The sequence below is a fragment of the Nonomuraea zeae genome (assembly GCF_005889725.1).
Lineage (GTDB): Bacteria > Actinomycetota > Actinomycetes > Streptosporangiales > Streptosporangiaceae > Nonomuraea > Nonomuraea zeae.
Genome location: NZ_VCKX01000308.1, coordinates 1 through 13887, shown reverse-complemented (window position 1 = coordinate 13887; position 13887 = coordinate 1). Strand labels below are relative to the sequence as shown.

The 13887-nt window shown below is 72.0% G+C and carries 14 protein-coding genes; 8 read left to right on the top strand and 6 right to left on the bottom strand.

The genetic code is table 11. The features are described from left to right. On the top strand, window positions 1–576 hold a 576-nt coding region (locus tag ETD85_RS51590; protein WP_138697194.1), incomplete at its 5' end, for an amino acid ABC transporter permease. Window positions 577–581: 5 nt separating this feature from the next. On the opposite strand, the gene ETD85_RS51585 is transcribed toward ETD85_RS51590, so the two are convergent. Continuing rightward, the gene (locus ETD85_RS51585; RefSeq protein ID WP_138697193.1) at window positions 582–1130 is read right to left on the bottom strand and encodes a hypothetical protein; all 549 of its coding nucleotides are present in this window, start codon (window positions 1128–1130) and stop codon (window positions 582–584) included. Window positions 1131–1367: 237 nt separating this feature from the next. Here ETD85_RS51585 and ETD85_RS51580 point away from each other — a divergent pair, with 237 nt between their 5' ends. Next, entirely contained in the window at window positions 1368–3332 is a 1965-nt protein-coding gene (locus ETD85_RS51580; protein WP_170247318.1) for an MMPL family transporter, read from the top strand. Here the strand turns inward: ETD85_RS51580 and ETD85_RS51575 are convergent. Continuing rightward, window positions 3301–4626 carry a wax ester/triacylglycerol synthase domain-containing protein gene (locus ETD85_RS51575; protein WP_138697191.1) on the bottom strand — a complete coding sequence of 442 codons (1326 nt, stop codon included), beginning with the start codon at window positions 4624–4626 and terminating at the stop codon, window positions 3301–3303. The genes ETD85_RS51580 and ETD85_RS51575 overlap by 32 nt on opposite strands. Before the next feature lie 128 nt (window positions 4627–4754). On the opposite strand from ETD85_RS51575, the gene ETD85_RS51570 reads away from it, so the two are divergent. Then, complete coding sequence (locus tag ETD85_RS51570; protein WP_170247317.1) at window positions 4755–5549, top strand: phosphatase PAP2 family protein; 795 nt, start codon at window positions 4755–4757, stop codon at window positions 5547–5549. On the opposite strand, the gene ETD85_RS51565 is transcribed toward ETD85_RS51570, so the two are convergent. The 4 genes from ETD85_RS51565 to ETD85_RS51550 are packed head-to-tail and all read right to left on the bottom strand — an operon-like array spanning window position 5506 to window position 9119. Next, on the bottom strand, window positions 5506–6525 hold the full coding sequence (locus ETD85_RS51565; protein WP_138697189.1) for an NAD-dependent epimerase/dehydratase family protein: 1020 nt from the start codon (window positions 6523–6525) through the stop codon (window positions 5506–5508). The two genes, ETD85_RS51570 and ETD85_RS51565, sit on opposite strands and share 44 nt — an antisense overlap. Next, the gene (locus tag ETD85_RS51560; RefSeq protein ID WP_138697188.1) at window positions 6522–7649 is read right to left on the bottom strand and encodes an N-acetyltransferase; all 1128 of its coding nucleotides are present in this window, start codon (window positions 7647–7649) and stop codon (window positions 6522–6524) included. The genes ETD85_RS51565 and ETD85_RS51560 overlap by 4 nt, the downstream gene beginning before the upstream one ends. 4 nt (window positions 7650–7653) lie before the next feature. Continuing rightward, window positions 7654–8880 (bottom strand): beta-ketoacyl-[acyl-carrier-protein] synthase family protein, encoded by a 1227-nt coding sequence (locus ETD85_RS51555; protein ID WP_138697187.1) that lies wholly within the window; start codon window positions 8878–8880, stop codon window positions 7654–7656. After that, a complete protein-coding gene (locus ETD85_RS51550; RefSeq protein WP_138697186.1) occupies window positions 8880–9119 on the bottom strand; it encodes an acyl carrier protein in 240 nt (79 codons plus the stop codon). The genes ETD85_RS51555 and ETD85_RS51550 overlap by 1 nt, the downstream gene beginning before the upstream one ends. A gap of 191 nt (window positions 9120–9310) precedes the next feature. On the opposite strand from ETD85_RS51550, the gene ETD85_RS51545 reads away from it, so the two are divergent. From ETD85_RS51545 to ETD85_RS51525, 5 genes are all read left to right on the top strand, one after another. Next, a complete protein-coding gene (locus tag ETD85_RS51545) occupies window positions 9311–10546 on the top strand; it encodes an aminotransferase class I/II-fold pyridoxal phosphate-dependent enzyme (RefSeq protein WP_138697185.1) in 1236 nt (411 codons plus the stop codon). Further along, window positions 10539–11567, top strand: coding sequence for a cytochrome P450 (locus tag ETD85_RS51540; RefSeq protein ID WP_170247316.1), 1029 nt, complete (start codon window positions 10539–10541; stop codon window positions 11565–11567). The genes ETD85_RS51545 and ETD85_RS51540 overlap by 8 nt, the downstream gene beginning before the upstream one ends. After that, on the top strand, window positions 11564–12055 hold the full coding sequence (locus ETD85_RS51535; protein WP_170247315.1) for a cytochrome P450: 492 nt from the start codon (window positions 11564–11566) through the stop codon (window positions 12053–12055). The genes ETD85_RS51540 and ETD85_RS51535 overlap by 4 nt, the downstream gene beginning before the upstream one ends. A 217-nt stretch (window positions 12056–12272) precedes the next feature. Continuing rightward, a complete protein-coding gene (locus ETD85_RS51530; protein WP_138697182.1) occupies window positions 12273–12650 on the top strand; it encodes a hypothetical protein in 378 nt (125 codons plus the stop codon). Window positions 12651–12966: 316 nt separating this feature from the next. Continuing rightward, the gene (locus tag ETD85_RS51525) at window positions 12967–13872 is read left to right on the top strand and encodes an NBR1-Ig-like domain-containing protein (RefSeq protein WP_138697181.1); all 906 of its coding nucleotides are present in this window, start codon (window positions 12967–12969) and stop codon (window positions 13870–13872) included. The last annotated feature ends 15 nt before the right edge of the window (window positions 13873–13887 follow it).

Genomic DNA, 13887 nt, shown 5'->3' with positions numbered 1-13887 from the left:
GCCGTGGCGGGGGTGGTGCTGGCGGGCCTGTTCGGGCTCGTGTTCGCCACCGCCAGGATGTCCGACCACCGGTGGATCCAGCGGCCGGCCGCCGCGGTGGTGGAGTTCTTCAGGTCCGTGCCGCTGCTGCTGCTGATCTTCTTCGCGTTCTTCGGCTCGTTCGCCCTGCTGGGGGTGAACATCTCGGCGTTCGCCGCGGTCGTCTTCGGCCTCACGCTTTACAACGGGTCGGTGATCGCGGAGATCATCCGGGCCGGGGTGCTGAGCCTGCCCAAGGGGCAGAGCGAGGCGGCGTACGCGATGGGCATGCGCAAGGGGCAGGTCATGCGGCTCGTCCTGCTGCCGCAGGCGCTGAAGGCCATGCTCCCCGTCCTGATCAGCCAGTTCGTGGTGCTGCTCAAGGACTCGGCGCTGGGGCTCATCGTCGGTTACGACGAGCTCGTGGACCGGGGGCTGAACGGGATCGCGGCCAACTTCTCCAACGTCATCCCGGCGGCGATCCTCATCGCGGCCATCTTCATCCTGATCAACCTGTCACTCGACCGGCTGGCCACCCGCCTGAGCCACCGCCGCTGACGGCGTCAGTCCGCCGGCGCCTTGTCGAGGCACTGGTAGAGGCCGTACACGAAGCGGGCGCGGTAGTCCGTACCGTCGTGGGCGAAGTCGACCGCCCAGTGGTGCGGCGCCGCCCCCTCGCACTGGACGGCTCCGGGGAAGCTCGCGGCGACGTCGGCGACGACGCAGCTCCACGGGGTCAGGTCCGCGAAGGTCAGCGCCGTCTCGCCGCCCGGACGGACGAACCAGTAGTTCCACACCGCGCGGTCGGGCCCGGCCAGGGCCTCGAACTCCAGGCCCGGCCAGGACGGCAGCGCCCAGCGGGCCACCTCGCAGGTCAGGCTTCCGATGGGCCGCTCGCCCCGGTGGGACGGGGGGCCGAGCAGCCTGCGCAGCATGGACAGCCCCTTCGGGACCCGGCTGGAGTGGGCCATCTTCGTCCACGTGGTGTGCGCGGCACGCAGCTCGGCCCACGACGCGCCCATATCCCCGAGCGCGTCCTCCACCCGCCCCGGATTGAGGTCGCGCATCCGGTGCATCAAGGCCAGCTCGAACTGGCGGATCCCGAATTCCATGCCGACAGCCTGCCAGAACCGGCGCCACCACGCACGGAGCCCGACTGATCGCCATTTATTAGCCATTTGTATTTCATCATTCCGCAAAAGCGCGCCGCGCCCGGCCATTCCCTTTCCTGGAATCCCCGCGAATGTATAGTCGCCATATCCATTTAGCGGGGGGCGGGCCGGAAATTGTCGGTTTTGTTGCGTATGGTACGGGTGCGGAGAGTCGCGGCAGGCGTCGCATTCTGCTGGGTGGCCCTCACGATCGCGGCCGTCCTCGCGACCGGTCAGCTCAACGACGTCAGGGTCACCAGCGGCACCTCGATGCTGGCGCGCGACGCCGAGTCGGCTCGCGTGCTGACGCTCGTCGCCAAGCAGGGCGGCCGGGTGGTGCCGGCCCTGGTGGTCTACGAGCGCGCCGGGCCACTCGGGCGCGCCGACCACGCGGCGGTCCGGCGGCACATCCGGCAGTTCGCCGGGGTGCAGGGAGTGATCCCCGACAAGGTCAGGCCCATCCCCAGCCCGGACGGGCACGCGCTCCAGGTGCCGGTGCTGCTGTCCGGCCAGCAGGGCGTCCTCGTCAACCCGATCGTCGAGCGGCTGCGCCAGATCGTCACGACGGACCGGCCGCCGGGGCTGAGCAGCTACGTGACAGGGGCGGGCGGGATGGCCGCCGACTACGTCGAGTCCTTCCGCCACATCGACGTCACGCTCCTCGCCCTGAGCCTGGCCGTCGTCCTCCTGGTCCTGCTCGCCGTCTATCGCAGCCCCATCCTCTGGGTGATCCCGATGCTCGCCGTGGTGGTGGCCTACCTCGGCTCGGCGGCCGCCGTCTACGCGCTCGCGCGAGCCGGTCTGGTGACCCTGCGCGGCGCCACCCCCGAGGTCTTCACCGTCCTGGTGTTCGGCGTGGCCACCGACTACGCGCTCCTGCTCGTGGCCCGCTACCGCGAGCAGTTGCGCGTGACCGCCGACCAGACCGCGGCGTTGCGGGCCGCGCTGTCGGGCGGGATCCGCACGGTCGTCGCCTCGGCGCTCACCGTCGCGGGCGGGGTCGGCTGCCTCCTGGTGGCCGACACGAACGCGCTGCGCTCCATCGGCGCGGTGGCCGCCATCGGGATCCTGATCACCATGGTGGTGATGGTGACGTTCCTGCCCGCGCTGATGCTCCTCGGGGGCCGGCGGGTCTTCTGGCCGGCCACGCCGCTACCCGGGCAGTCGGCCCGCGACGGGGTGTGGACCCGCGTCGCCGACTTCGTCGGCCGCCGCGCCCGGCTGTCGTGGGTGGGCTCGTCCCTGCTGCTGGTCCTGCTGTGCATGGGGCTGGCCACGGTGGACGCCTCGGGCATCCCGCCGTCCGCCCTGTTCACCATGCGTACGGACTCCGTGGCCGGCCACGAGGCGCTGAAACGGCACTACCCGGCGAACGCTCCCGTGGTGGTGCTGTCCAAGGAGGAGGTGAGCGCCGCGGTCGCCAGCGCGGTGCGCGGCGTGGAAGGGGTCACCTCGGTCAGGACCGGCCCGCCCGCGCCGTGGCGCGTCCTCGACGTCGTCCTGGCCGCCGAACCGAACACCCATGAGGCCCAGCGGCTGGTGCACGAGCTGCGGCAGGCCGTGCGCTGGGCGGCGGGACGCGACGCGCTGGTCGGCGGGTTCGCCACCGAGCTCCTCGACGTCAAGAACGCCGCACTCGACGACGCGCTCCTCATCGTCCCGCTGATCCTGCTCGTGGTCGGGCTGATCCTGATCGTCCTGCTGCGCTCGGTGGTGGCCCCGCTGCTGCTGATCGGCACGGTCGTGCTGTCCTTCGCCGCCACGCTCGGGCTCTGCTCGGCGGTGTTCACGCAGCTGCTCGGCTATCCCGCCATGGACGCGTCGTTCGCCCTGTACGCGTTCGTCTTCCTCGTCGCCTTCGGCATCGACTACAACATCTTCCTGATGGCCCGGGTGCGAGAGGAGGCCACCCGGCTGGAGACGCGCGAGGCCACCCTGCACGCGCTGCGCGTGACCGGCGGGGTGATCACGGCCGCCGGGATCGTGCTGGCGGCGGCGTTCTTCGTGCTCACCGTGCTGCCGCTGGTGCCGGTCATCCAGCTCGGGCTGCTGGTGGCGGTCGGGGTCGTCATCGACACCGTCATCGTCAGATCCCTGCTCGTGCCGGCCCTGGCCCACCACATCGGGCAGTTCATCTGGTGGCCGCGGCGTGGAGCTCTCTGAGCGCCGGCCGCAGGAGACCCATCAGCTCTTCCGGCCGCGACACCCGCGCGTCGAACACCCCGGAGAACGACACGGCGTCGTCGGCGTGCAGGATCACGATCATGCCCGCGACGCCGGGAGCCAGCGGCGGGATCGCGAAGATCTCGCTCATCCCGGGGTCGGCCCTGGTCATGCGGACCGCGCTGACGTTGAGCTGCCGGCACTCCCCGACGGTGGCGAGGGGCGAGAGCAGCCGCAGGAGCGGCACCGCGAGCCCGGCGGGGACGCGATAGAGCGCCTTGGCCCTGCGGCGCGCCTCGCCGAGCCTGCGCAGGGTCGTCTGGGCGGCGACCCGCTGGAGCCGTGCGAACGCGTCGGGCTCGCCGCAGGGCAGCGTGACGGGGATCAGGCCGGTGTGGTTGCCCAGCCCGGCATGCCGCCCGGCCCCCGTCAGCGAGACCGGCAGAGCGACCGTCATGTCCCGCCCGCCACCACGTGCCGCCTTCGCCATCCCGACCTGGGAACCGCGGGGCCCGGCCGCCGGTCGCCACGAACGCAGCGCGCCCGCGACGAGCGTGACGCCGATCTGGGCGATGCTGGTCCCGGTGGCGCGGGCGATGTCGTGGAACGACGCGATGTCCAGGGCCGCGACGTGCAGCTGCCGGGCCGGCGCGCCGGCGGAGCCCGGGGCGCCGGGGGTGAACCAGCGCGGCGGCGGCCCGGCCAGTCGCAGCAGGTCGGCCAGTGCCTGGCGCATCCCCGCGCCCGGCCGCGCGCTCCCGGCCTCGCCGGAGCCGAGGTGGGCCACGCCGGCTTCGGGAGAGGGCAGGGTCTGGTCGCCCAGCAGGGCCCGGACGGCGTTGATCGCGCCCATCCCGTCCTGGAAGGCGTGGTGCGCCCGGTAGCAGAGCATGTGCTCGTCATCGGCGTACCCGTGCAGCACCATCAGGCTCCACAACGGCCGCTCGCGGGACAGCGCCCGGACCCGGATGGCGGCCTCCGCCGCCTGGTGCACGTCGCTTCCTCGCGGCACCCGGTGATATTCGACGTGGTACGCCGGATCGAAACCGGGATCCGGCTCCCATCGCGCCCGCCGCCCCGCACCCACCAGCCGGTAGGCCAGCGCGGACGCCTGTGCGGCCACCTTCTTGGCGACGAGCTCGCGCAGATCCGCCGCCGGCGGCGGGGATCCGGGCATGCGCAGGCCCAGCCCGAAATGCATCCGGAAATCGTCCGCGACCCCGGCCGTCAGCCGCAGCACATAATGATCGCCGAATGTGAGAGGCACCTGGCCAGCAGCGATTTCACCGTTCACGTTCGCAACATTACTTTGTTTCCGCCGCGATGAATGCGAGGTTGTTCATGGATATTCGACCGGTCGAGACGCTGATGCTGGGCTATTTCGCACTAATGGCGATAATCGTCTATATATCCCAGGAAAGAGTGACAGATTGCCCCGCGCTCCTCGCCGGATACGCTGCGGCCGCGTCGTTCGTGCTCGCCGCGCGGTGGGCCGAGCGGCGGTTCCCCGGGAACCGGCCGGCGGCGCTCGCCCGCTTCGCCGCCCCGCTCCTGGTGCTCCCCTTCGTCTACAGCGCCGCCGCCGACACTGTCCTGGTCCTGCACGGGCGCTACCTCGACGACACGGTGAGCGCCTGGGAGACCTCGCTGTTCGGCGGCCTGCCCAACGTTCTCACCGGGGCCGTCGGCTTCCCGCCGCTGACGGAGCTGCTGACGTTGTGCTACTTCTCCTTCTACGGCTGTTTCCTGATCCCGGTCCTGCTCTACACGCGGGGGCGGCGGGCGCTCGGCGAGCGCTACCTGTTCGCCGCGATGCTGACGCTCCTGACGTGCTATCTGGGGTTCATGGCCGTCCCGCTGGCCGGTCCCGCTGCGGCGGCGCCGGAGCTGTACGCCGCGTACCGGCCGTCCGGATACGTGATCACCACCTTGCAGGGCCGGATCATGGCCGCGTTCGACCCTCCTGGCACGTGCTTCCCCTCGCCTCACGTGGCGGGCGCCTGGATCACGCTGCTGTGCCTGCGCCGCCACGTGACCCGCAACCAGCGCGTCGCCCTGTGGGCGCTGACCTCCGGGCTGACCGCGGCCGTCGTGTACGACTGGTACCACTACGTCTCCGACGTCGCCGCCGGGCTCGCGGTGGCGCTGGCCGCCCACGCCGTCGCGAAGCGGCTCAGCGTACGGCGAGAGCGGCCGCGAATCCCTGTGCCAGCGTGACCGTGGGGGCGAACCCGAGGTCGCGCACCGCGTCGTCGGGCACGCAGGTCCAGTCGGCGCAGTGCATCTCACGGGCCTTGTCGCGGTTGAGCGCGGGCATGCTCCCCAGGACGGCGCCGGCCAGCTCGGCCACGGTGGCGGCGGCGTACACGGCGGGCATCGGCAGCGGCACCATCAGCGGGCCGCGGCGACCCGCCGCCCGGGCGACCGCCCGGCAGATGTCGCGCCAGTGATAGCGGCCCCCGTCGCTGAGCGGGTAGAGGCCGGCGCGCCGGTCGCTGGGCTCGACGGTCGGCCCGCGGCCGGCCGCGGCGAGCAGGGCGGCGCACAGGTCGTCCACGTAGACCAGGCCGTAGCGGCGGGGGCCGAGCCCGGCCTTGACCGCCAGGCCGAGCCGGATCATGGGCAGGAGCGCGGGCAGCAGCGCGGGCTCTCCCGGGCCGTAGACGATGCCGGGGCGCAGGATCACCGTCGGCACCCGATGGGCGTGGGCACGCGCGGCCTGCTCTCCCGCCAGCTTGCTCGCGCCGTACACCGACACCGGGGCGGCGCCGTACGGCGACGAGGGGCCGCCCGCGGCCAGGGAGGAGCAGAGCACCAGGCGCGGCGGGTCGGGGCAGGCGGCCAGCGCGCGCACCAGGAGGGCGGTGCCGTCGCGGTTGACCGTCCAGTAGTCGGCGGCGAGGCGCGCCTTGACGACGGCGGCCAGGTGGATCACCCGGTCGGCGCCCCGCAGCGCCTCGGCCAGCCCCCGGCCGGTCCCGAGGTCGCCGTGCACCACCCGCACGCCCAGGCGGCGCAACGCCTGCGCGCGCTCCGACGGCCGGGCCAGGGCCGTGACGGCGTCGCCGCGCGCCAGGATCATCCGGGTCAGCCGCCCGCCCACGAACCCGGTGGCCCCCGTGACGAGATACCGCGACCTCCCGTCCCGCTCCCGTGCGGGGGGCGCCGGCGGATTTCCGGGCGGGTTCGTCACAGGGCCCGCTGGTAGATCCGGTACGTCTTGGTGTGCGTGCAGCCGCCGGCGACCAGGTACTGGTTGACGTCCTGGTTGTCCTCAAGCGTCCAGCCGAGCTCCAGCCCGCCGGTGTAGCCACGGGCCTTGATCGACGCGTACGCGCGGGCGAAGAGCAGCGTCTCGATGCCGCGCCCCCGCAGGCGCGGGAGGACGCCGAAGAGCACCGCACGAGTACGGTCGATGCGGCGGGCCGCCAGGACCAGCCGGACCAGCCCGACCGGCAGGCCGAAGCGGCTCAGCCGGCCGCGCGCGGCGGGCAGCGCCTGGTTGGCGTCCGGCAGGACGAGGGCGACGGCGACCGGCTCGCCCGCGATCTCGGCCAGGTGGACGAGCTCGGGGTCGATGATGCCGCGCAGCCGGCGCGCCAGCGCGGCGAACTCGGCGGTGGTCATGGGCGTGAAGCCCCAGTTGCGCTGCCACGCGTGGTCGTAGACGTGTTTGACGCGCAGCGCCTCGGCGTCGAAGTCCTTCATGTCGAGGGTGCGCACGGTGAGCCCGTGCCGCTGCCGCACCCGCTCCGCGATCCGCGCCAGCCGCTCGTCGAGCGAGACCAGGTCATGGGACCAGGCCCACAGGTCCTTGGCCTTGCCGAGACCGCAGGACTCCAGCAGGCCAGGGTAGTAGGCGGGGTTGTAGGGCATCATCACCGCCGGCGGGGAGCCGAAGCCGTCCACCAGCAGCCCGCACTCCCCATGGGTGGTGAGATCGACCGGCCCGAGCATGGTGCCGAGCCCGCGCCCGCGCAGCCAGCCCGCCGCGGCCGACAGCAGCGCCGCGGCGACCGAGTCGTCATCGACGCAGGCGAACCGGCCGAAGAACCCGTCGCGGGCCTGATGGGCGGCGTTGTGCCGGGGATTGTCCACGGCGGCGATCCGGCCGGCCACCCGGCCCGCCCGGCGTACCGTGAACAGCTCGGCCGCGCCGTAGGCGAAGAACGGGTTACGCCGCCGGTCGAGCAGGCGGCGGCTGTCGCCGCGCAGCTGCGGCACGAAGCAGGGGTCGGCGCCGTGCAGCCGGTAGGGCAGCTCGACGAAGTCCTTGAGCTCGCGTCGCGTGCGTACGGGCCGCGCCGCCTCGCCCACCGGCTCAGCCGTCTGCCGGGGTGAAGACGAGGCTGGCATTGTGGCCCCCGAACGCGAACGAGTTGGACAGCACGGCGCCCGGCGCGATGGGACGCGGGCGGCGCACCACGTCGATCTCACACCGGGGATCCTGAACGTCCAGGTTGATGGTGGGATGCGCCAGGAGCTCGTGCAACGTCAGCGCGCTGACCACGGCCTCGATCGCTCCCGCCGCGCCGATCGCGTGGCCGATGACGCTCTTGGTCGAGGTGACGGGAACCTGGCCCGGGCCGAAGATCCGGGCGATCAGCCGCGCCTCGGTGACGTCGTTGAGCGGGGTTCCGCTGCCGTGCGCGTTCACGTGCGTGACCTCCTCCGGGGACAGGCCCGCGTCGGCCAGTGCCTGGCGGACGCACCGCTCGGCGCCCTCGCCGTCGGGGTCGGGCGACGTCAGGTGGTGGGCGTCGGAGGTGCGGCCGTAGCCGGCCAGCTCGGCGTACACGCGGGCGCCGCGGCGCACGGCGTCGTCGAGGCGTTCGAGCACGACGAACGCGGCGCCCTCGGCCAGGACGAAGCCGTCCCTGGCGGTGTCGAAGGGGCGGGCGGCGCCTTCCGGGTCCGACACGCGCTGCGACAGCGCGCCGCACCGCTGGAAGGCGAGCAGGATCGTCGCCGACACGCACGCCTCCGAGCCTCCGGCGACCACCAGGTCGGCCGAGCCGTCACGCAGCAGGCGCAGCCCCTCCCCGATCGCGTGCCCGCCGGAGGCGCAGGCCGTGGACACCGTGAGGCTGGGGCCGAGGATCCGGTGCTGCATGCTGATGAACGCGGCGGCGGCGTTGTGCATCACCATGGGCACGTAGAGTGCCGACGGCCGCCCGTACGTCTCGTGCCCGAGCAGGGCGCTCTCGGTGGTCTCGTTGCCGGCCAGCCCCGTGCCGGTCACGACCGCCCGGCGCTCTGGCACGACCCCGGCGGGACCCGCGTCGGCCATCGCGTCGGCGGCCGCGCACACGGCGAGCAGCGTCGTACGGTCCATCCGGCGCGCCTGCTTGCCCGTCACGTAGTCGGCCGGGTCGAAGTCGTGCACCTGGCAGGCGAAGTCGACGGGCAGGCCGGTGGTGTCGAACGAGGTGATCGTGCGGGCGGTGGACCGCCCGTCGATCAGCGTGCTCCAGAACGTCTTGACGTCGTTGCCCGCCGGGGTGCGCACGCCGAGGCCGGTGACCGCGACGCGAATCCGCTGATGCATCAGGAGGCGGCCCGGACCAGGGTGACCACGTCCGCGAGCGTGCGGGCCTGCTTGGCGGTGTCGAGGTCCACGAAGAGCGCGAAGCGGTCTTCGGTCGCGGCGGCCAGCTCGGCCATGTCGAGGCTGTCGGCCTCCAGCTCGTCACGCAGGTCGACGTCCTGCGTGATGTCCGCGGGGTCGACAGAAAGGATCTTCGCGCAGATAACGCGCAGCTCTTGGAAGACTTCGTCGTCGCTCATGCAAATGTCCTTTGTTTACCGATCGGAGCGGTGAGGATGCGTGGAGCCGCAGCTCGGCCGCCGCTCGTTCAACAACCTTGATCACGCATGCGGCGATTACTCTACTATTATGCTTGCTCACTGTCAGCAACAGTCGCTCGGTGGAAGGTGATCATGAGCATGCGTGTGAGCGGGAGGGTGAGTCCCCCACGGTGACGGACGCCTTCGACAAATGCCGGCTCCCCCAGGAGATCGAGGCCCTGCGCGCCTCCGGCGTCTACCCTTACTACCTGCCGGTCGAGGAGCGGCTGCAATACGGCGAGGTCGTCATGGACGGCCGCCGCGTGCTGATGGCCGGCTCCAACGACTACCTGGCGCTGTCCAACGATCCTCGGGTGAAGGCGGCCGGCGCCGACGCGCTCCGGCGCCTCGGCGCGGGCAACTCCGGCTCCCGGGTGCTCAACGGCACGCTGACGCTGCACCACACCCTGGAGGGCGAGCTCGCCGACTTCCTCGGCCACGAGGCCGCGATGGTGGTCTCCACTGGCTACCAGGCAAATCTCGCGCTCGCCCCGCTTTTCGGGCCACGCGACCTGCTGCTCGCCGACCGGCACATCCACGCCTCCCTCATCGAGGCCGCCCGGCTCGGCCAGGCGAAGCTGCGGCGCTACCGCCACAACGACACCGCCCACCTCGGCCGGCTTCTGGAGACCGCCGAGCCGGGCGGGGGGCGTCTCATCCTCACCGAAGGCATGTTCTCGGTCACCGGCGACCTGTGCGACCTGCCCGGCATCGCCGACCTCGCCGACCGCCACGGCGCCCGCGTCATCGTCGACAGCGCCCACGACGTCGGCCTGCTGGGCCCGCGCGGCAGCGGAGCCGCCGAGCACCACGGGCGGCAGTCGGCGGTCGACGTGCAGACGGTCACCTTCTCCAAGTGCTTCGGCACGCTCGGCGGCGCGGTCGCCGCGCCCCGCCAGGTCATCGACTACCTGCGGCACAGCGCGCGGGCGGCGCTGTTCTCCGCCTCGCTGCCCGCCGCCTGCGCCGCCGCCGCGCTGACCGCCCTGCACATCATCCGCACCGAGCCCGAGCGCCGCCGCCGCGTCCTCGCCTCCGCGGGCCGCCTGCGCACGGGGCTCTCCGCGCTCGGCTTCGACGTGCCCGCCCACGGCATGCCGACCGTCCCCCTGCAGATCGGCGACGGTCTGCTGTGCTGCCGCTTCTGGACCGAGCTGTTCCAGGAGGGGATTCTCGCGAACGCCATGCTGCCGCCGAGCGTCCCCGAAGGCAGGGCGCTGATCCGGCTCAGCGTCACCGCCGCGCACACCGATGCCCACGTCGATCGCCTGCTGGAGGCCGTCGCCGCCGTCGCCGGACGCCTGGGCCTGCCCGCACGTACACCGGGCGGACCGGCCGCCCGCCGGTCGAGGAGGACCGATGCCTGACGCGTCCGCACCGCCGTTCTGGGAGTCCTGGGCGGGCACCGCCGTCATGCCGGCCGCGCTGATGCTGGGCGAGCGGGCGGTCGACGACATGTTCGGGCGTACGGGGAGCATGTTCGGCCTGTGGATCCCCGGCGTCGGCAGGAGCGTGATGGTCCGCGACCCCGCCCTGATCAGGCAGGTCCTGCTCGCCTCGGGCGACGTCGTCGACGACGTCGAGGTCAACCGCGTGCAGGAGCCCATCATCGGCCGCCAGGGGCTGGCGGTGCTGGACCCCGACGGCAACCGCCGGCTGCGCCAGATCATGCTGCCCGCGCTGCGGCCGCAGTCGCTGCCCCGGATGCGGGAGATGACGGAGTCGCTCGCGCGGCGGGTCGTGGACGGGTGCCCGGCCGGCGAGCCGTTCGCCCTGGGTCCGCGGCTGCGCACGGCGATGATGGAGGCGATCCTGGCGCTCACCATCGGCGTCGACCAGCCCCGGCAGTTCGACGAGTGGATGGGGGCGCTGTGGCAGGTGTTCCGGCGGGCGGTCTCGGCCGAGATCACCGTGCGCTACATGCTGCGGCACGTCGGGGGGATCGCGCTGTGGCCGTCGTTCCACCGCAGGAAGAGCGAGTGCGACGGGCTGATCTACGCGGAGATCGAGCGCCGGCGGCGGCGCGGGGAGGATCGGGACGACCTGCTCGGCGTGCTGATGCGGGCCCGTGACGAGCGCGGGGCCCGGCTCACCGATCAGGTGCTGCGCGATCAGGTGATGAGCATCATCGCGGGGGCCCGTACGACGACTGCGACGGGGCTCGCCTGGACGTTCGAACGCCTGATCCGCCACCCGGACGCCCTGCGACGGCTCACCGCGGAAAGCGACGCGGCCGCTTGGGGCGATGCCACCTTGGGGCCCGCCGCCTCGGGGGCCGCCGCCTCGGGAGCCGCCGCCTTGGGAGCCGCGCCCGCTCGGGGAGGCGGGGCGGTGCAGGAGGGTGGGCCATGCCGACGAGCGGGGCCGTACCGACGAGCGAGGCTATGACGGCGATCGGGTCGGCTGCCGACGCCTATGCCAGCGCCGTCTGTTACGAGGCGCTGCGCGTACGGCCTCCGGTGGCCTTCTTCGGCCGGCAGGTGACGCAGCCGTTCGAGCTGGGCGGGCGGGTGCTGCGGCCGGGCACGGCGATCCTGGTCCACATCCGGGCATTGCACCACGATCCCGACCTCTATCCCGACCCGGCCGCGTTCCGCCCGGAGCGCTGGCTGGCCCGGCGGCCGGGCGGCTACGGATGGATGCCGTTCGGGGGCGGCCGGCGCACCTGCATCGGCGACAAGCTGGCACTCATGCTGATGAAGACGTTCCTGCAAGTCTTCACCCGGGCGGCGACGCTGGAGCCGGCCGACCAGCGCGACGAGCAGATCCGCTGGCGCGCGGTCTCGAACGTGCCGGGCGACGACTGCCGCATCATCCTGCGCCCGAGAACACCCGCCGAGCATTTCTCCACCCCCAGCACCTTGCCCATTCCTTAACCACGGACCCGCCACCCGTCAAGCGCCGAGCGATGCAAATCCGAACCCTCGATGCGCCTCATCCATCTGGCCTTCTACCTGCGGATTCCATTGTCCATGGGCATTGGATAATGCCCGGACAATTCTCGGCCGCAAATTCCTTGGCAGCGTCGGTGCCGACGGGCAAAAGTGTTGACAGGAAAGGAACGGCAAGCCCGCTCGAAATGGGGGAAATCTCATGAGGATCCGTACGAAGGTGACGTTCACCGTGGCGTCCATGGCGGCTTCGATGTTCGCCTACTCTGCCGCGGCGCCCGCGTCCATCGCCGCACCCGCGCCTGCCGCGAACGTGGCCGTCACCGCCGGAGCCCAGCAGGCGCTCGACGTCATACGCGGCAAGACCCGCTGTTTCAGCTACTCCTACGGCGACGACGGCACCTCCAGCGTGACCGTCTACTTCCACAACCGCTGCAAGCACTCCCGGGGGATCAAGATCCGGGTCGCGCAGGCGAGTGACGCGTGCATCTGGGTGCGCGGCGGCGACTTCGACAAGAAGAAGTTCAAGGGCCCGCACCCGACGGTGCAGTCCGTCAAGGAAGTCTCCCACTGCGGCTGACGGACTGCGGCTGACGGATCAGCGCGGGCGCCCACCTGGATGACCATCCACACAACCACCGGAACGTCCGCCCGGACGTCCACCTGGACGCCCACTGGGACGTCCGCGAGGATGTTCATCGGGACGCTCACCCGGATGTCGCCTGAATGTCCACCGTAGAACGCGCACGACGAGCTCCGGCCGAGTAGATACACGGGGGTGTCCACTCGGCCGGAGCCCTGTCTCTCCGTGATGACTCGCTCACACTGGACGACTTTGATAGCCTCCTTTTGGTCTTGACGTGGTGCACGTCGGTGTCGACCGAAGCAGAGGCGGGATGGCGGAGTCGTCCGGACCACTGGACGAAGGGACGGGATCGCGGCGCGGACGCAAGCCCGTCCGGCCGGATCCGGAGTCCGGCCCCGTCGCGCTGCTCGCGCACCGCCTCTGGGAGCTCAAGGAGCAGGCAGGCGATCCGTCTTTCGCGGACATGGCCACCCGTCTCGGCGCCGCCGCCTCGAAGTCATCACTGGCCGCCGCGGCTCGCGGGAGCACGCTGCCGAGCTGGGAGACGACGTGGGAGTTCGTCCGCGTTCTGGCGGTCGATCGGCTGGGGCAGGATCTGGACGAGGTCAGGCGGGAGTGGCGGGCGCACTGGGAGCAGGCCGGGATCGCCGGCGACTCCGAGAATGAGGCCCGCATGCCGGAGCAGTTGCCATCAGAACCACCCGGACCGCCCGCACCGAACATCTCGCACCGCCGTTCCAGGAGGCTGGCCGTGCTCGCGGCGGCGTCCGGCGCGGCGGGGGTCGGCGCCGTACTCCTCGCCTGGTTCCTCACGTTCGGCGGAGACAAGCCACAGGGCGACTCCACCGCGCAGCCCACCCCCGCGCAGTCCAGCACGCCACGCGACGACTCCGTCTTCGAGCGGGACGTCACCTACCCGGACGGCAGCGTGGTGACGAAGGGGTCGAACTTCGACAAGACCTGGCGCATCCGCAACGCGGGCACCGTGCCGTGGCAGGACCGCTACCTCACGCGAATGAACGACACCCCCTGCCGGGCGCCCAAGCGCGTCGGGATCGGACCCGTCCTGCCCGGCGAGTCGGTCGACATCACGGTGCGCGTACGGGCGTCGGATGCGCCCGGCAGGTGCAAGATCTTCTGGAAGATGACCGACGAGGACGGGACGCCGCTACTCGCGGCCAAGAAGCCCATCTTCCTCGACGTCACCGTGGCCTGACCTCCACCCCGCCAC

Excerpts from the sequence above, each read along its gene's own strand:
- ETD85_RS51555 (WP_138697187.1), bottom strand. The coding sequence starts at position 8,880 with ATGCATCAGCGGATTCGCGTCGCGGTCACCGGCCTCGGCGTGCGCACC.
- ETD85_RS51540 (WP_170247316.1), top strand. The coding sequence starts at position 10,539 with ATGCCTGACGCGTCCGCACCGCCGTTCTGGGAGTCCTGGGCGGGCACC.
- ETD85_RS51525 (WP_138697181.1), top strand. The coding sequence starts at position 12,967 with ATGGCGGAGTCGTCCGGACCACTGGACGAAGGGACGGGATCGCGGCGC.
- ETD85_RS51535 (WP_170247315.1), top strand. The coding sequence starts at position 11,564 with ATGACGGCGATCGGGTCGGCTGCCGACGCCTATGCCAGCGCCGTCTGT.
- ETD85_RS51530 (WP_138697182.1), top strand. The coding sequence starts at position 12,273 with ATGAGGATCCGTACGAAGGTGACGTTCACCGTGGCGTCCATGGCGGCT.
- ETD85_RS51550 (WP_138697186.1), bottom strand. The coding sequence starts at position 9,119 with ATGAGCGACGACGAAGTCTTCCAAGAGCTGCGCGTTATCTGCGCGAAG.
- ETD85_RS51585 (WP_138697193.1), bottom strand. The coding sequence starts at position 1,130 with ATGGAATTCGGGATCCGCCAGTTCGAGCTGGCCTTGATGCACCGGATG.